At 61.4% G+C, this 17,199-nt stretch carries 18 protein-coding genes; 11 read left to right on the top strand and 7 right to left on the bottom strand.

Annotated elements, in window-relative coordinates; genetic code table 11:
* Positions 1-81: 81 nt before the first annotated feature.
* Complete coding sequence (locus M1L53_RS10985; protein WP_054187482.1) at positions 82-1,638, bottom strand: alpha/beta hydrolase; 1,557 nt, start codon at positions 1,636-1,638, stop codon at positions 82-84.
* A 78-nt stretch (positions 1,639-1,716) separates the two neighbouring features.
* Complete coding sequence (locus tag M1L53_RS10980; RefSeq protein ID WP_042448467.1) at positions 1,717-2,484, bottom strand: MerR family transcriptional regulator; 768 nt, start codon at positions 2,482-2,484, stop codon at positions 1,717-1,719.
* Positions 2,485-2,659: 175 nt separating this feature from the next.
* Between M1L53_RS10980 and M1L53_RS10975 the strand changes: the two genes are divergently transcribed.
* The 4 genes from M1L53_RS10975 (at position 2,660) to M1L53_RS10960 (ending at position 6,145) form a co-directional block, all read left to right on the top strand.
* On the top strand, positions 2,660-3,610 hold the full coding sequence (locus M1L53_RS10975; protein WP_054187475.1) for a TauD/TfdA family dioxygenase: 951 nt from the start codon (positions 2,660-2,662) through the stop codon (positions 3,608-3,610).
* Positions 3,611-3,752: 142 nt separating this feature from the next.
* On the top strand, positions 3,753-4,883 hold the full coding sequence (locus M1L53_RS10970; RefSeq protein WP_054187481.1) for an ABC transporter permease: 1,131 nt from the start codon (positions 3,753-3,755) through the stop codon (positions 4,881-4,883).
* Positions 4,880-5,566, top strand: a complete 687-nt coding sequence (locus tag M1L53_RS10965) for an ABC transporter ATP-binding protein (protein WP_003939803.1) — start codon at positions 4,880-4,882, stop codon at positions 5,564-5,566. The genes M1L53_RS10970 and M1L53_RS10965 overlap by 4 nt, the downstream gene beginning before the upstream one ends.
* A gap of 27 nt (positions 5,567-5,593) precedes the next feature.
* Complete coding sequence (locus M1L53_RS10960; RefSeq protein ID WP_007732757.1) at positions 5,594-6,145, top strand: TetR/AcrR family transcriptional regulator; 552 nt, start codon at positions 5,594-5,596, stop codon at positions 6,143-6,145.
* A 9-nt stretch (positions 6,146-6,154) separates the two neighbouring features.
* Here the strand turns inward: M1L53_RS10960 and M1L53_RS10955 are convergent, their stop codons facing one another.
* The gene (locus M1L53_RS10955) at positions 6,155-6,529 is read right to left on the bottom strand and encodes a nitroreductase family deazaflavin-dependent oxidoreductase (RefSeq protein ID WP_054187474.1); all 375 of its coding nucleotides are present in this window, start codon (positions 6,527-6,529) and stop codon (positions 6,155-6,157) included.
* A 110-nt stretch (positions 6,530-6,639) separates the two neighbouring features.
* Between M1L53_RS10955 and M1L53_RS10950 the strand changes: the two genes are divergently transcribed.
* From M1L53_RS10950 to M1L53_RS10920, 7 genes are all read left to right on the top strand, one after another.
* Complete coding sequence (locus tag M1L53_RS10950) at positions 6,640-7,314, top strand: TetR/AcrR family transcriptional regulator (protein ID WP_054187473.1); 675 nt, start codon at positions 6,640-6,642, stop codon at positions 7,312-7,314.
* A gap of 196 nt (positions 7,315-7,510) precedes the next feature.
* Positions 7,511-8,983, top strand: coding sequence for an aromatic amino acid ammonia-lyase (locus M1L53_RS10945; protein ID WP_003940419.1), 1,473 nt, complete (start codon positions 7,511-7,513; stop codon positions 8,981-8,983).
* Positions 8,984-9,082: 99 nt separating this feature from the next.
* Positions 9,083-10,198: an ABC transporter ATP-binding protein gene (locus tag M1L53_RS10940; protein ID WP_003940114.1), complete on the top strand. Its 1,116-nt coding sequence runs from the start codon at positions 9,083-9,085 to the stop codon at positions 10,196-10,198.
* Entirely contained in the window at positions 10,195-10,845 is a 651-nt protein-coding gene (locus tag M1L53_RS10935; RefSeq protein ID WP_003940005.1) for an ABC transporter permease, read from the top strand. The genes M1L53_RS10940 and M1L53_RS10935 overlap by 4 nt, the downstream gene beginning before the upstream one ends.
* A complete protein-coding gene (locus M1L53_RS10930) occupies positions 10,842-11,582 on the top strand; it encodes an ABC transporter permease (protein WP_030536962.1) in 741 nt (246 codons plus the stop codon). Before M1L53_RS10935 ends, M1L53_RS10930 begins: the two co-directional genes overlap by 4 nt.
* Positions 11,583-11,593: 11 nt before the next feature.
* Complete coding sequence (locus tag M1L53_RS10925; protein ID WP_030536963.1) at positions 11,594-12,502, top strand: ABC transporter substrate-binding protein; 909 nt, start codon at positions 11,594-11,596, stop codon at positions 12,500-12,502.
* Positions 12,503-12,740: 238 nt separating this feature from the next.
* Positions 12,741-13,010, top strand: a complete 270-nt coding sequence (locus tag M1L53_RS10920; RefSeq protein WP_030536965.1) for a hypothetical protein — start codon at positions 12,741-12,743, stop codon at positions 13,008-13,010.
* Between the two features lie 13 nt (positions 13,011-13,023).
* Here M1L53_RS10920 and M1L53_RS10915 read toward each other — a convergent pair whose 3' ends face one another.
* From M1L53_RS10915 to hutU, 4 genes are all read right to left on the bottom strand, one after another.
* Positions 13,024-13,182, bottom strand: a complete 159-nt coding sequence (locus tag M1L53_RS10915) for a hypothetical protein (RefSeq protein WP_155277930.1) — start codon at positions 13,180-13,182, stop codon at positions 13,024-13,026.
* A 121-nt stretch (positions 13,183-13,303) separates the two neighbouring features.
* Positions 13,304-14,272, bottom strand: coding sequence for a formimidoylglutamase (gene hutG, locus M1L53_RS10910; protein WP_042926100.1), 969 nt, complete (start codon positions 14,270-14,272; stop codon positions 13,304-13,306).
* Between the two features lie 23 nt (positions 14,273-14,295).
* Positions 14,296-15,486 (bottom strand): imidazolonepropionase, encoded by a 1,191-nt coding sequence (hutI, locus tag M1L53_RS10905; protein WP_054187472.1) that lies wholly within the window; start codon positions 15,484-15,486, stop codon positions 14,296-14,298.
* Between the two features lie 37 nt (positions 15,487-15,523).
* Positions 15,524-17,197, bottom strand: a complete 1,674-nt coding sequence (gene hutU, locus M1L53_RS10900; RefSeq protein WP_007732742.1) for a urocanate hydratase — start codon at positions 17,195-17,197, stop codon at positions 15,524-15,526.
* Between the last annotated feature and the right edge of the window lie 2 nt (positions 17,198-17,199).

The following is a 17,199-nucleotide window of genomic DNA, read 5'->3' as shown; positions in this document are numbered from 1 at the left end:
GTCTGCCTGATGCGAGATTGTCGAGGGGCAATCGCGCATCAGATCACGCAGGTCTTCCGGTGATGGGATCGCCGGAAATCGTCACGACTCGCACACCACGTCTTCGGCCGGCAGTGAGCCGTCGAGCAGGTACGAGTTGACGGCGGCGTTCGCGCAAGTATTCGCGTAGCCCGGGAACACCGCATGAGTGCGGCCTGGAACTGTCACGAGCCGTGAGCCTTTCATCGCTTCATGCATGCCGAGGCCTTCGTCGTACGTCGTGCGGGTGTCACCGGTTGCCTGGATCTGCAAGGTCGGAACGTTGTTGTCGATGTCGATCCGCGTAGGGGCCTCACTGCGCCAGAACGCGCACGGCATGATCGTGTTGTGTGTGCCGGCAAAGATCGGCTGATCATCACGGTGCTCCTCCAACTTGTTGCGGTACCACTGGGGATCGCTCGGCATCGATACGTCTCCGCAGACGATGGCGATTGTCCCGGCATAGTCAGGACCGGTTCCCAGTTCGGTCTGGAACCATGCCTGCATCAATCCCGTCAGCTGGGGATGGATGTTCTCGACGGTCTTGCCTGCGGCGAGATCGCGCAACTGAACCAATACCTGTGCGAATGCCTCGCTTTCCTTTTCGGTGTCGCCGGTTCCGTTGACGTACATCAGGAATGGAAGGACGTGATCGTCGACGGCATGATCACCGATCTGTATCGGAGTGGTGGCCGCGTCCGAGATCAGCTTCTCGATGAGGGCGCGAACTTCGGCGGGCGTCGATCCGAGTGCATAGGTGGAGTTGTGTTCTGCTGCCCACTGCGAGAATCCGTCGATCGCTTTCTCGTTGGCCGGGCCCATGTCCTGGAACATCTCGTATCCGTATTTCTTCGGATCCGGTGCACTGTCGAGAACCACACGGTCGATCCTGTCCGGGAACATTTGAGCATAGGTTGCACCGAGGTATGTGCCGTACGACCACCCGAAGTACGACGCCTTCTCCTGGTCGAGGGCGCCACGAATCACGTCGAGGTCGCGGGCGATGTTTTGAGTATTGATGTGCGGCAGATAGTCCGGGTACTTGTCCCAGCATGTGTCAGCGGCCTTGCGTGCGAGCGCAACACTCTCGTTCCATCCCTCGTCCGTGGTGCCCGGCGACCGCATCCATGTCATCTGTTCGACGCCGCAGTCGATCGGTGTGCTCTTGCCGAGTCCTCGGGTGTCCATGCCGATGACGTCGTATGCCGCTGCGACTTCCGGTGTCATTCCCGCATTCAGAATCTCGGGCAATCCCAGTCCTCGGCCACCCGGCCCACCAGGGTTGGTGAGCAGGATCCCGCGTCGCTGTGCGGGGTCGGTGGACGCGACCCGCGAGATCGCCACTTCGAGCGTTTTGCCGTCAGGGACGGAATAGTCCAAAGGTACTGTGAACATGGCGCATTCACTTGCGGTCGACGTTCCGGTATCTGTGGCGCATGGCCCCCACTCGAGATCCTGTTCGTAGAACGCGCTGAGATTCGATTGTGGATCTTCCTGCGGAGTAGCAGGATCCGAGCACGCCGCCAATGCAGGTACGGCGAGCGCGGCAGCGGCGATTGTGGTAGCCAGCCACCTTCGTGGTCGAGGCATGCGTGATCTGGGCATGGTGAATCCAGTCATTGTCGTGTCCTTGCGTTGAGCCCATTTTCGGGCAGTGTTGGTCACCCCACTTCGAATGTGGGGGTTGATCAGGGTTTTTCAGAGGCGGGATTGACGGGCGGCGAACTCCGCGGCCACAGCCTTCGCGAATCTTTCCTGGGTGACGGTTCGTCGATCCGCTTGGTGTTCGCGCAGTACCGCTACCAGCCGGGTGGGGGAAGCGTCCTCCGGTGCAGCCTGTTCGGGTAGCACGCTCTCGGTGAAGTCGCAGAACTGAATGGCAAGGGCCGCAATCGTGTCCGCGTCGGCCGGTGCGTCGGCGAGGGCATACATGCGAGTTATCAATTCGATGGCCTGCTCGCGGTTCGGCTCGGCCAATACCCGGCGATGGGCGGACAGGAGTGAATCGCAGACCTCGGGATCGCCCCCGGAGACCGTGAGTGCGAGGATCAGAAGTTCACGCTCGTTGTCGATCCACGCTGTCGGCGCACCGGCAACGACGTACTGTGCGAGCACTTCCGAAAACGCGTCGGGTAGTTCAGGATCGGCATTGCGGCGTAGCGACTCGATGTGCGCACGCTGAACAGCGATCTGTTCGGCCTTCGTCGCCAATTCCTTGTCGAGGGCATCGAGTGCAGACCGAGTGTCGTGAGCGTCGCCGTCGAGTAGTTCGGCGATCTTGGCAACAGGAATCCCCAGATCGCGCAGGCGGCGGATGCGACTCAGTCGTGCCAGGTCCACCGCCCGGTACGTGCGGTAGCCGTTGGGTTGGCGTTGTGGTTCTTCGAGAAGGCCGTTCGAGTGGTAGTAGCGCACGGACCTGACGGTGGTGCCGGCCAATTTGGCCAGCTCGCCGATGGTCATCATCGCCCTGCCCTCCCGTGATCGAATCGGATTCCGTCTGTGAAAACCATTCTCCAACCTTGACGCGGCGTCAGGGTCAAGATTCGCGCCGGAGAACGTGACCGTTGACACTTTAAGGAGGCGGACTTAATCTGACTTTTGTCCTTTACGACATCGTCGATTTCGAGGAAGTGCCCTGATGGCTACCCTTTTTCCTGCGGCAACAATCTTTCCGATCCCCACCGACCCGCTTGCTGCGTACGGTCCACTCGTTGCTCGCCGGAATCCCGAGTCGGTAGTTCCGGCACCGTACGAACACTTTGCGGTCAAGGCGGTCGCGCCGACGATCGGAGCGGAAATCTCCGGTATTCGACTCGGCGGGGGCCTGTCTGATGCCGTGATTGCGGAACTCCGCCGAGCTCTCCTCGAATGGAAAGTCCTCTTCTTCCGCGATCAGGACCTCGACCGAGCGGAACATCGAGCTTTTGCCGAGCGTTGGGGCGATCTCGAACAGCATCCGTTCTTCAAGTACACGCAGCCCGGGCAGACGGACGTCGATGTCACGACACTGGCGAAGGATGCGATGGTCGGCGGAGTCGAGAACAACTGGCACAACGACGTTACGTGGCACGAGTTTCCTTCGTTCGCAGCAGTTCTTCGTGCGGTCGAGGTGCCGGAGGTGGGTGGTGACACTTTGTGGGCCGATACTGCAGCTGCCTACGATCTGCTTCCTGAAGACATCAAGAAACGTATCGACCCACTTGTTGCAGAACACGATTGGATCAACTCGTTCGGTAGGTCGATGCCGGTGGATGCGGTCGAGATGTTGCGTCCGAAGTTCCCCGCTGTGCAGCATCCGGTGGTTCGGATCATTCCGGAAAGTGGCAGGCGGGTGTTGTTCGTCAACATGACCTTCACGCAACGGATCTTGGGTGTGTCAGAAGAAGAATCGAACGAACTTCTCACGATGCTGTATCGCCACGTCAATCGTCCGGAATTTCAGGTCCGTTTGAAGTGGGAGCCGAATACTGTTGCCTTCTGGGACAATCGGACCTGCCAGCACTACGCGGCCAGTGACTACTTCCCGGCTCGTCGTGTGATGGATCGAATCTCGATTGTCGGGGATCGACCGGTGGGCGTCGGGGGCTGATGCGACGCTCAGTCCCTCGAATGTCTACTACGGGTAGTAGTAACGCACCTCACATAGTTTTTCGACGCCATGTCGATATGATTTCGACAAGGCGTCGATAAAAGTCGGCGTGACTCGCACCGACGACTTTGGAGCTTCCCGAATGTTCCTCGCCCTGCGTGAACTGTGGTTTGCGCGAAATCGATTCCTCTTGATGGGTGCCGTGGTTGCCCTCATCTCGATCCTGATGGTGATTCTGTCCGGCCTCTCGTCCGGACTGGTAAATGACGGTGTCTCCGCTTTGCAGCGGACGCCGATTCAGGCGTTTGCCTTCGCGCCGGACACCAAAGCCGACTCGGCGTTTTCGCGCTCGGTCGTCACCGAGGAGCAGGCGCAGGCATGGCGCATGCAACCCGATGTCCAAGACGCCGAGCTCTTCGGCAACATGATCGTCAATGCAAAAACTCGCAGTGGCACGCCTGTCGATCTCACGCTCTTCGGTATCGAACCTGGCTCCTTCCTCGAGCCCGTCACCGCCGACGGGAGGGGACTGCAAGCCGACACGGACATCATCGTCAGCTCTACTTTCCGCGACGACGGTGTTGCGATCGGTGACACCGTGATACTCGATCGACTCGGTACGGAGCTGACAGTTGTCGGATTCACCGAAGACAAGCGCACTTTCGGTCACGTCGACGTCGCCTACCTGCCCCTGCGTACTTGGCAGGAGGTTCACGCCGGTGCCAAGATCGGCGAAACCGCCAATGCCAGTGCCTATTCCGAAGCAAGTGTTGTTGCGATTCGGGGCATTGGTGGCGCGTTACCGGATCTCGTGTCGGGCGATGCGGCGGCGGGAACGTCCGCAAAGACGCTCGAGGAATCTTTCGACTCCTCACCAGGGTTCTCCGCGGAAATGATGACTATGTCGATGATCAAGGCGTTACTGTACGCGATTTCGGCCCTGGTGGTCGGTGCATTCTTCAGTATCTGGACGGTTCAGCGCGGTCGTGAACTCGCAGTGTTGCGCGCGATGGGAGCCTCTACCGGCTTCCTGCTTCGTGACGGCATGGCGCAGGCACTGGTAGTGCTGCTTGGTTCCATCGGCCTCGGTGTGTTGCTGGGCTTGGGGCTCGGTTCGGGGCTCGAAGGCGGGGGGATGCCGTTCGCCCTCGAGTCCGGCCCAGTCGTCAACGGCGCAGTGCTCTTGGCGGTACTCGGGCTGGTCGGCGCAGCCGTTGCCATCGTCCGTGTTACCCGTGTCAACCCGCTCACCGCATTGGGAGAAAACCGATGACCACAGTCGAAAAGACCACAACCGGATTGGTATTGACCGCTGTCAGTCTTCGATTCGGTGACGGTGACTCCACCGTGCTCGCCCTCGACAACGTGAACCTGGAGGTCTCGTGCGGCGAACTTGTCGCGATCGTCGGACCGTCAGGCGCTGGAAAGTCGAGCTTGCTCGCTGTGGCCGGCGGACTCGGTCGGCCGTCGAGTGGAACGATTGTCATCGACGGCGTGGACGTGTCGGCGATGCCGGCCCGTGCTCTCGCCAAACTTCGACGAGACAAGGTCGGCTTCGTCTTTCAGTCCGGCAACCTGATTCCAGCGCTGACGGCGCGCGATCAGCTTCGGCTGATTCCCAAGCTCACGGGGCGGCCGGGTCGCGATCCCGAGGAGTTGCTCGACTCGGTCGGTATGAGTCACCGTGCAGATCGTCGACCCGGTCAACTCTCCGGCGGTGAACGCCAGCGCGTCGGTATCGCTCGGGCATTGATGAGCAATCCCTCGCTACTGCTCGTCGACGAGCCGACGGCTGCTCTCGACCGCAAACGCAGCCATGAGGTGGTCGAACTGCTCTCGCGCGAAACTCACGAGGCAGGCGTCGCTACGATCATGGTGACCCACGATCACGACGTGCTCGGGCACTGCGACCGCATCCTCGAAATGGTTGACGGTCGGTTGCGTCAGAGCGAGTAAGCCCGCGAGGGGACTGGAGGAGATTCGGTGCCGAGGATCGATGCGCCCACTGTGGTCGAGCATCGTGCTGCTCAGCGCCGTGCTCTCCTCGACGCTGCACACGCTCTTCTGTCCGAGGCCCCGGACCGGCCGCCGGGGCTCGGTGAGGTGGCAGCGAAGGCAGGGCTCGCCAGGTCGAGTGCCTACCACTACTTCCGGTCCCGGGAAGATCTCCTCAGTGCCGTCGTCGAAGACATGTTCCCGCGCTGGAACGACAAGATCGTCGAGGCGATGGCAGGCGCAGACGATCCGGTATGGGCGTACGTCGAGGCAAACCTCCAACTGGTTGCCGACGGGGAGCATGCGATAGTCGGAGCGCTGGCGACGCTGACCCCGCAAACGTTTCGAGATTCGCGGATCATGGAAATGCACGACAGTCTTGTGCTTCCGCTGGTCGAGGCCCTTCGCCTCCGTGGCGTGTCGGACCCGAAGCTCACCGCCAAGTTGATCAACTCGCTGGTGCATACGGGTACTGAACTGATCGAATCCGGTTGCAGCATGGACGAAGTCAGGTCCGCCGTGCGTGAGGTCCTCGCGTGACGGGCACCCTCAGGCCGTAATCAGATCCATCCGAAGGTACTCGGTGATGCGGAGCAGCCTCGGGGGTTGGGACACGTCTGAGGAAAGTGCTTGAAATGCTTCGTCTTTCGCGACGAGGCGTGGGGTGCCGAGTCTCACCTCCGTCTCGTCGACCGACAGTCGAGCGCTTCCCGCTTCCAGGACGTTCTGCACCCAGTCCGAGCCTGATCCGTACACCAGAATGAAGACGTAGCCACCCTCGACCGGATAGGCGTCGAGGGGCGTCCGGTAGGTCGTGCCGGATGTGCGTCCGACGTGAGTCAGTACCGGCCATTTACCGCTCGAAATTGCACGCGGGTTGAACACTCGCTTGTTGACATGTCCCCACCATCTCGGCATCGGCATTGCGATCTCCCTTCGCGAGCGCCTTACGAACGTAAGGCTGGCTTACACCTGTAAGGGTGACTTACGTATGTAAGGTTGTCAACGTATTCGTTCCTCGGAGGGGAGTCTGTGTGTCACGGCAACCGCGACAGTCGCTGAACAGGACTCGCGTAATCGAGGGTGCGATCCGCGTTGCCGACGCGGGTGGTGTCGAGGCCGTCACGATGCGACGGGTGGCCCAGGAGCTGGGCATCGAGGCGATGTCGCTCTACCACCACGTGCCCAACAAAGATGCGATTCTCGACGGCCTCGTAGATGCGGTCTTCGAGGCGATCGACCTGCCCGACAGTGAGTGTGCGGATTGGCGAGATGCAATCCGTGGACGCGCCTTTTCCGCTCGCGCAGTCCTGTCGCAGCACCGTTGGGCTCTCGGTCTGCTGGATTCGCGACGCAGCCCTGGCTCGGCGACCCTGCGTCATCTCGACGCTGTGCTCGGAGTGCTCCGGAAGGCCGGGTTCACACTCCCGATGGCCGCCCACGGAGCCTCGCTGATCGACAGCTACATCGGCGGATATGTTCTCCAGGAGGCGAATCTGCCGATCAGCGGGCCCGTCGACGTCGAAGAAGTTGCGAGTGACATCCTCGAGCGCCTTCCGGCTGAAGAGTTGCCCTTCCTTCACGAGATGATCGTCGATCACGGTCTGAGTCCGGCTTACGACCACACGAGTGAGTTCGCCTACGGTCTCGATCTCATCCTCGATGCGCTCGAGGCGCGTCGCGCATCGGCGGCACCGGTCCTCGAATAGCGACGATTCGTGTCCAGTTGCTCACCCTTACTGGGGTGACGCAAGGTTGTGTGCACGCGGGTGAGCTGCAGTGTCCCTATTGACGGGTGGCTGTATATACAGGACTATACATTCATCAAAAGTGACCCAAGGCACATTGCGTAGATGATGTGATGCACGCCCGCGGTGGCCGAGTCCTTCGATCGATGGAGTTCTGATGACTGAACGTCTTCCTGGAGAAGACCGGACGGAAGACGACAATGTCCTGCTCGACGGGAAAGGGTTGTCGGTTCACCGGGTGAACGAAATCGCGCGAGAGCCGGCCGTGATTCGACCTGCCGACGCGGCTCTCGAGCTCACACGGCGGTCATGGGAGACCGCGGTTAGGGTTTCCTCCCGTCAAGCGGTGTACGGGCGCACTACCGGGGTAGGCGGGAATCGCGAAACATCCGTCTCCGACGGTGTGCAGCAGGATCTGAGGCTTCTGAGAAGTCACGCAACGGGATCGGGCCCCAGGCTCCCTGACCGGTTGGTGCGCGCCGCGATCGTCATCCGCACCAACCAGATCCTCAACGGCGGCTCAGGTATGCATCCCGACATCATCGACGGTCTGGTTGCTGCTGTTGCTTCACAGAACCTGCCGACAGTGCACGCACGCGGTGCGATCGGAACGGGCGACCTGAGTGCGTTCTCCGAAATCGCCATGGGGCTGATCGGCGAGAGCCCGCTTCGCGACGGACGCACCGGAATCGGTTGGACTCCGCACCACGGTGATGCACTTCCGTTCATTTCCACCAATGCGATGACGGTGGCGATCGCCGGCGACACCAGTATCGAAGTCGCGGGGTGGCTTCAGCACTGCTTGGTTGTCAGTGTTCTTTCCGTGCTTGCGTCGCGTAGTTCTGTCGAACCGTTTGCTGCACAAGTACAGTCGGCAAGAATGCACTTCGGTCAAGCGGAAGTCGCAGAGCGGGTTCGCGATCTGCTGGCACCACACGACATCACACCCGTGAGAGTTCAGGACTCGTTCGGGTTTCGCGCCCTACCGCAAATCTTGGGTGCCACCTGGCAAGCGGTGCATCGACTGCAGAACACGCTGAGTATCGAGATGAATTCGTCTTCGGAGAATCCGCTGGTGTCGGTCGAAGACGACATGGTGTTCCACAACGGAAATTTCCACGCAATGCCAATAGCCCTTGCAGTCGACGAGGCGAAGTTGGCGGTCGCCAGTGCTGCCCTGCTCTCGCAATGTCGGCTCGCCAACCTCTCCGACCCCGCAGTCACCGGCCTTCGTGCGTTCCTTGCAGACGGTCCCGACGGCAGCAGCGGAACCATGCTTCTCGAATACACGACTTCTGCTGCCATTGCCGAGATCCGCTCGTCGGCGGCACCGGGGTCGTTGGGCCACACGGTAATTTCGCGCGGCACCGAGGATCACGCAAGTTTCGCATCCCAAGCTGCAACTCAATTGGCGGACATTCTTGCCCAATCTCGATTGGTGCTGGCGTGTGAACTGATCTCGGCAGTTCGCGCACTCTCGCAACAACAGCGTGAGCTGGATCCGGCGACCGAGCTCGGCGCGTACCTCGCGCGTGCGCGTTTGGTGCTGGACACGAGGACCGAAGACCGGCCACTCAGTGCAGATCTGAGTGCCGCCGTGAACTTTCTTTCTCAACCGCTCGACCAGTAAGCAGGTGGACCGAATCACAAGTAGGTGTGTGCTCGAACGGAACTCGACCATTTCTCCTGGGTGCGTCCGGACTCAGGTCGACACGAAAGTAGTTCGTAGATGATCAAATTCGACAAGGTCACCAAGGCGTATCCAGACGGAACCATTGCCGTCGATGCTCTCGATCTGGAGTGCCCGACGGGAAAGATCACCGCGTTGGTGGGTCCTTCCGGCTGCGGCAAGACGACCTCACTCCGCATGATCAACAGGCTGATCGAACCGACGTCAGGCACGATTTCGCTCGACGGCGAGTCCACGGCGGGAATGGATCCGGCCCTTCTGCGTCGACGCATCGGGTACGTGATCCAGCACGCGGGTCTCTTTCCCCATCGCACCATCGTCGACAACATAGCGACCATGCCTCGATTGCTCGGTGCGAGTAAAAAGGAATCTCGCACTCGCGCTATGGAATTGCTCGAAACGGTTGGTCTGACGACCAACTTCGCCGACCGCTATCCGTGGCAGCTCTCCGGAGGGCAGCAGCAACGAGTCGGTGTTGCGCGAGCATTGGCTGCGGATCCGTCATTCATGCTGATGGACGAACCGTTCAGCGCCGTTGATCCGGTTGTTCGCGGCCAGCTGCAAGACGAGTTTCTCCGTCTGCAGAAGGAAATCGGAAAAACGATCATCATCGTCACCCACGACATCGACGAAGCGCTGAAACTCGGGGATCAAGTGGTGGTTCTGCGTACCGGCGGCATTCTTGCGCAGGCGGCGACGCCCCTCGAATTGCTGACTCAACCTGCCGACGAATTTGTTGCCGACTTCGTCGGACGTGACCGTGGGTACCGATCGTTGGGGTTCACGACATTGGACGGCGACCTACCGACGGTGTCAGAACCCGTTGCGCATCTGGGCGATTCCGCTGCGGCGGCCCGCGCACTCACCGGCGATACGTGGCTGTTGGTAGTGGATCCCGCGAACAAGCCGCTCGGATGGGTGAGGCCGGACGCGCTCACGGATTGTATCCGCCCGGATGACTTGAATCTCAGTGGAACACTTGCTGATTCCACCGGGACGATGCGCGCTCTGCTGGATGCGGCGCTGTCAGCGCCGAGCAAGCGGGGCGTTGTCGTGGACGACGCCGGACGCCTGGTGGGAACCGTCACTGCGCATGCTGCAGTGGAAGCCATCGAGGCTGCCGATCTGGCTGACGCGGGGAGGGCGCTCCGATGAACTTCGAATGGCTCGGACGTCAGTCCGACCGGATCATGGACTTGGTGGGATGGCATGTTCTGCTGTCGTTGATTCCCTTGGTGATCGGCTTGGTGGTCGCGTTGCCGATCGGCTGGGTCGCCTATCGCAGTCGTCGGTTGCATCCCTACGTGGTGGGGACGGCCGGATTGCTCTACACGATCCCTTCGCTCGCGCTCTTCGTGCTCCTGCCTCCAATTCTGGGTACCAAGATTCTGGATCCGATGAACATCATCGTGGCGCTCACCGTGTACACCGTTGCTCTGCTCGTGCGGGTAGTGGCCGACGCGCTCGATTCGGTTCCGCCGGAGACGGTTCTGGCAGCGACGGCGATGGGTTACCGGCCGTATCAGACGCTGTTGAAAGTACAGTTGCCAGTAGGAGTTCCGGTGATCTGTGCAGGTTTGCGCGTCGCAGTCGTCTCGAACGTCAGTCTTGTCTCACTCGGCGCACTCCTGGGTATTCCGCAGATAGGTTCCTTGTTCACCCAGGGATTTCAGTTGCGTTTCTACACGCCCATCATCGCGGGTATCGCTCTGTGTCTGGTGCTGGCGTTGATCCTTGATCTCCTCATCATGTTGGCGAATCGGCTGTTGACGCCGTGGACCCCGAAAGTGACTACATCATGATCAGCTTCCTTCTCGACGGATCCCACTGGACCGGGCCGGACGGCATCCCCACCCTTCTCGTTCAGCATTTGATGTACACATTCGCCGCGCTGGCGGTGGCTGCGGTTATCGCGATCCCGCTCGGTCTCTACATCGGACATACGGGCCGTGGCTCCGTTGTTGTTGCTGGACTGGCCAACTCGCTACGAGCGCTGCCGACCATCGGTCTGCTGATCCTACTGGTTCTCATCATCGCGCCGTCATTCCCGAACAAACTCGCGTATCTGATCCCCAGCCTCATCGTCCTGGTGCTTCTCGCGATCCCTCCCATTCTCACCAACACGTACGCCGGAGTTCGAGCGGTCGATCAGGCTGCAGTCGACGCCGCGCGGGGGATGGGATTTCGGTCGATGCGGATCTTGACCGAGGTCGAGATTCCATGTGCCCTACCACTCATGTTGTCCGGCATCAGAAGTGCCGTGCTTCAGATCGTCTCCACTGCGACTGTCGCCGCTTACATTTCTTTGGGCGGACTCGGCCGGTTGTTGATCGACGGAAAAGCTCAGAGCGATTACGGCCAGATGGCGGCCGGAGCCGTACTGGTATCGCTGATTGCCCTGGTTTTCGATCTCGGAATCGGAGCACTGACTGCGCGGGTCGTTTCGCCTGGCCTGACCAGGCGCGATCGGAAGAAGAAGACCGAGAAGACCGCCGCCCCCTCACAGCGCACCGCTGTGCCTGAGCCCGCACCGATCTGAGGACGTTCGACATGAAGAAGGTATTGATCGCCGCGTTGGTCGGCGTAACAGCGGTTGCGTTGTCCAGCTGCGGAATCGGCAAGGACCCCTTGGCTACGGACGGCGGCGGTAGCGCTGAGGGCGCCATCGTGATCGGTTCCGCCGATTTTCCCGAGAGCCAACTGATTGCGACCATTTACGCCGAAGCGCTTCGTGCCAACGGTATCGACGTTACCGAGAAGTTGAACATCGGTAGCCGAGAACTCTATGTACCGGCACTGCGCGACGGTTCCATCGATCTGATCCCCGAGTATTCCGGCGCCTTGTTGCAATATCTGGACAGCAAGACAACGGCGACGGCTTCAGATGAAGTATCCGCTGAAATCGATGCGAAATTGCCCAAGGGTCTGGTGGCTCTCGAGCCCTCGCCCGCAGAGGACAAGGATGTACTTGCCGTCAAACAGGAGACGGCGGAAAAGTATTCGCTGGAGACCGTCGAGGATCTGGTGCAGCATGCCGACGAGTTGACTCTCGGCGGACCGCCGGAATGGAAGACGCGCGAAAACGGCGTCGCCGGCTTGAAGACCAAATACGGCCTGACATTCCGGGAGTTCCTGGCACTCGATGCAGGTGGACCCCTCACGCTCAATGCGCTTCTGAGCGGGCAGATACAGGTTGCCGATGTCTTCAGTACCGATCCTGCGATGCGCTCGGAGAACTTGGTTGCACTCGAGGATACGAAGCACCTCTTCCTCGCGGAGAACATCACACCGATCATCAACGAGTTGAAGGCTCGCGATGACGTCCGCTCAGTGCTCGCGGGGGTTTCGGCGGCGCTGACCACCGAAGATCTCATCGAGATGAACCAGCGCGTTGCCGATCTCGACGACATGAGTGACATCGCTCAGGACTGGTTGCAGGAGAACTCCCTGGTGCCATGATCGAAGGCCGGGGTGGCGTCCTTGTCGTCGGCCGAACAGACGATATCGATTCGACCCCGCTCGGGGTAGCGTCGCGAAGTCAGGCATGCCTCGACCTCGCGGCGAGCCGTTCCGACCAAGGATGCCGACATGCCGAGAAGCCGACCGCGCACACCCATTGGACGAGTTCGGAACGGCGCAGCCACTACAACCACGGTTGTAGTGGCCGGCGTGTGTCTGGCATCAGGCTGGAACGCCCATGCAGTTTCCGAGTTGCGCTGTAGTTCCGTTCACGACGCCTGGTGGCACCGGACGGGCAATTCTCACCAGCGAGGGCGTCACCGTCATCGAATCACCGCCGGGAACGCTGACTGACCGCGGCGTCGGTGACGGCTCACCGTGGCTCAAATCGAATCGGCCTACGGCAACGATCATTCGACACGGACGATTCAGACTGAGTCAGGCCAATCGATCTTCGTCACCACCGGTGATCCGGGGCAAGTCGGTAATGGCGACCCCGGAGGGTTGATCGGCTTTTCGATTCACGACGGTACGGTCGGGCCTCCTGTGATCGGTGGTGTCCCCGGCTTCGAGTACTGCTCGGGCAATTCGTCGACTTCGACTTCACGATTGCCGACGGCATCCACATCCGAGGGGTGCGGAACGATCACGTACCCCGAGACAGGCGTTGTCGCCGCCATCGGCAATCTGCAAGGCGGCATCACTTGTGAGGTGGCAAAGGACATAGTTTGGAGTGCTCGAACAGAACTCGTGGAATCAGTTTTCAGGCAGTCCCGTAGATCTACTGGAGGCGCGCCGAGGCTAGCGCTGAACCGGCACGTGCTTCGTGACTATCCGGTGGATCAGACGAGCAGCCGTTCGGGCAGTGCGATTGTCGACGTCGAGGCTCGGGTTCAGTTCGGCGACATCGAGAACCGCGAGCTTTCCGCTGGACGTGACTCGGTCACATACGTATTGGATGGTTTCCAGGCTGACACCGTAGGCCGCAGGTGCGCTGACGCCCGGCGCCACAGCTGCAGGCAGGACATCGAGGTCGATGGTCAGGTAGACCAGATCGACGTCGTCGAGGAAGTCTGCGAGGAACTGATCCACGACGCCTCGGCCGATCGCTCCGCATTCTTCGTCGAGCAGATAGCGAACACCGAGGCGGTGAGCCGTGTCGAACAGTGCCGTGGTGTTGCTCGGTTGGCTGATTCCGATCACGCTGTACTGATGCGAGGTGCCTGCCGCGGCTTCGTCCTCGGCGATCTGACGAAAGGGTGTGCCGGAGCTGGGTATCGGATCGCCCCGCAGGTCGAAGTGCGCATCCAAGTTGAGGATTCCGAGTTTGGCTCCAGCGGTTCGCAACTCGGAGCCCGCGACGCCGAGATACGTGCCGTAGGCGATTTCGTGTCCTCCCCCGAGAACCACGGGGAAGTGTCCCGAATCAAGCGCAGCGCTGACGGCGTTCCCGAGTGCGGCTTGACCGGCCTCGAGTTCTTCACCCGACACGGCAACGGTTCCGGCGTCCTGAATCTGCAGTGGTTCGGCCAGCGCCATGGAAGCCAACCCGGCTCGCAACGCGTCCGGGCCATCCGCGGCGCCGCGGCGGCCCTTGTTGCGGCGGACTCCTTCGTCGCTGGAGAATCCGATCAGAACACAGTCGCCGGGAGCTGTTTCGGCTGAATACGGTTGCACGGCATGATGCCACCGCAGATGCTCGGCAGTGGTGCCGTCGGAGCGCCCGGTCCACGGCTTGGGTTCGATGTCGACTGCGATCTGATGAGCCACGACGGCCTCCCGGTGAGTGTATTTCAGTAGCTTGTGGCGAGTGCGCCGTTTTTCCAGACCTCGCGCACCAGAGGGACGCCCGGGCGGTAGGCGAGGTGGAGGTACGACGGTGCATCGAGCGCGATGGCGTCGGCACGTGTTCCGAGAGAAAGGGTTCCGACGTCGGTGCGCTGCAGCGCCCGGGCGCCTCCTGCAGTGGCTGCCCAGACTGCCTCGGCGGGTGTCATGTGCATGTCTCGCACCGCAATTGCTATGCAGAACGGGAGGCTGGTGGTGTAGCAGGTGCCGGGATTGCAGTCGGCGCCGAGAGCTACGGTGACGCCGGCGTCCAGCAGTGCGCGGGCGTCGGGGTACTTGTTGCGGGTGGAGAAGTCGGCACCCGGCAACAGTGTTGCGACGGTGGAACTCTGAGCCAGGGCGTCGATGTCCTCGGCGGTGACGTAGGTGACGTGATCGACGGATGCGGCTCCCATCTCGACGGCGAGTTGAACTCCTGGCCCTTCGCCGAGTTGATTGCCGTGGACGCGGGGGATCAGTCCAGCGGCGACGCCTGCGCTCAGGACTGCATGTGCCTGTTCGCGGTTGAACGCGCCTCGCTCGCAGAAGACATCGATCCACTTCGCGTGTGGCGCACAGGCAGGGATCATCTCGTCGCACGCCATGGCGACGTAGTCATCGACGCGACCGGCATATTCGGGTGGTGGAACGTGGGCGGCCAGCAGTGTGACCTCGTCGGTGAACTGTCCGGCGATCAGTGCGCTGCGTAGTTCGCTCTCGGTGTTCTGCCCGTATCCGGTCTTGCATTCGACGGTTGTGCTGCCCGAGCGCAGGGATTCGTCGAGTAGGCGTCGAACATTGGCCTGCAATTGTTCGTCGGTGGCCGAGCGCGTCGCTTCGATGGTGTTGCGAATGCCGCCGGCGGCGTACTTCTCGCCCGCCATGCGAGCTGCGAATTCCTCGGCCCGCTCGCCACCGAACACCAGGTGCGAGTGACTCTCCACGAAACCGGGGAGCAGGGCCCGACCGCCGATATCCTGACCGATATCGGCAGCCGGGGCGTCGGCGGAATCACCGACCCAAGCAACAACGCCGTCGTCGAAAACGATTGCCGCGTCGTGTCGTACGCCGAGCTTGCCCTCACCCAGAGTCGGGTCATTGGTGACGAGGGTTCCGATGTTGGTCAGAACAGTGGTTCGAGAACCATTCGTGGTCAATGTAATTCCTAACTCAGGGTGAGGTGGTGAAGCTGTTTCAGTTCTCGGTCATCGGGATTCGGACGCCGCGGGTGGCTGCCGTGTCGATGGCGTGGTCGTATCCTGCATCCGCATGCCGGATGACGCCCATCCCGGGATCGTTGGTGAGAACTGCTTCGAGCTTCTTGGCTGCGAGTTCGGTGCCGTCGGCGATGCACACCTGTCCCGCGTGGATGGAGCGTCCCATACCGACGCCGCCGCCTTGGTGGAGTGAAACCCACGAAGCGCCGGACGCGGTGTTGACCAGGGCGTTGAGCAGCGGCCAGTCGGCGATCGCGTCGGACCCGTCGATCATCGATTCGGTTTCGCGGTACGGCGAGGCGACTGATCCGGAGTCGAGGTGATCGCGGCCGATGGCGATCGGTGCGGAGAGCTCGCCCGAGGCCACCATCTCGTTGAACTTGAGGCCGGCGAGGTGGCGCTCACCGTATCCGAGCCAGCAGATGCGAGCCGGAAGGCCTTCGAAGGCAACCTTTTCGCCGGCCATGGTGATCCAGCGGCGCAGGTGCTCGTTCTCGGGGAAGAGTTCGAGGATGGCCTTGTCGGTGGCCTCGATGTCCTTGGGATCACCCGAGAGCGCCGCCCAGCGGAAGGGGCCGAGGCCTTCTTCGAAGAGCGGACGGATGTAGGCGGGAACGAATCCGGGGAAGTCGAATGCACGGTCGTAGCCGGCCTTGCGGGCCTCGTCGCGGATGGAGTTGCCGTAGTCGAATACCTCGGCGCCGGCGTCCATGAATCCGACCATGGCCTTGACGTGTGCGGCCATCGCGTTGCGGGAATCTTCGGTGAACTTCTGCGGATCCTTCTCCGACATGGTCTTCATGTCGCCGAAGTCGATGCCGATCGGCAGGTAGGCGAGGGGATCGTGCGCCGAGGTCTGGTCGGTCACGATGTCGATGGGGGCCTTCATCTCCAGCAGCGCCGGGAAGATCTCTGCCGCATTGCCTTCGAGGCCGATGGAGAGCGGCTTCTTGGCATCGCGTGCCGCGGTCGCCAGTTCGAGCGCGTGCTCGATGCTGTCTGCCTTGGTGTCGAGGTACTTGTGGGCGATACGACGGTCGATGCGGGTGATGTCGCAGTCGACGCAGATCGCGACGCCGTCGTTCATAGTGACGGCGAGAGGCTGAGCGCCGCCCATGCCGCCGAGACCCGCAGTGAGGGTGATCGTTCCGGCGAGTGAGCCGTTGTAGCGCTTCTTCGCGATGGCGCCGAAGGTCTCGTACGTACCCTGCAGGATTCCCTGGGTGCCGATGTAAATCCAGGAGCCTGCGGTCATCTGGCCGTACATGGTCAGGCCGAGGTCTTCGAGACGGCGGAACTCTTCCCAGTTCGCCCAGTCACCGACCAGGTTGGAGTTGGCGATCAGCACTCGCGGTGCCCACTCGTTGGTGCGGAAGACACCGACCGGCTTGCCGGACTGCACCAGCATGGTCTCGTCGTTCTTCAGCGTCTTCAGCGTGGCGACCATGGCGTCGAAGGCAGCCCAACTACGCGCTGCGCGACCGGTTCCGCCGTAGACGACGAGGCTGTCCGGGTGCTCGGCAACATCGGGGTCGAGGTTGTTCATGAGCATGCGCAGGGCACCCTCCTGCTGCCAACCGAGCGTCGTGAGCTCGGGGCCGCGGGGAGCACGGACGGGGCGCGGCTCGTGGCCGGGGGTGCTGATTTCCATTG

The sequence above is a fragment of the Rhodococcus sp. T9N genome (assembly GCF_024436645.1).
Lineage (GTDB): Bacteria > Actinomycetota > Actinomycetes > Mycobacteriales > Mycobacteriaceae > Rhodococcus_F > Rhodococcus_F qingshengii.
Note: the sequence above shows the minus strand (reverse complement) of the source record. Positions and strands in the feature narration are given on the sequence as shown.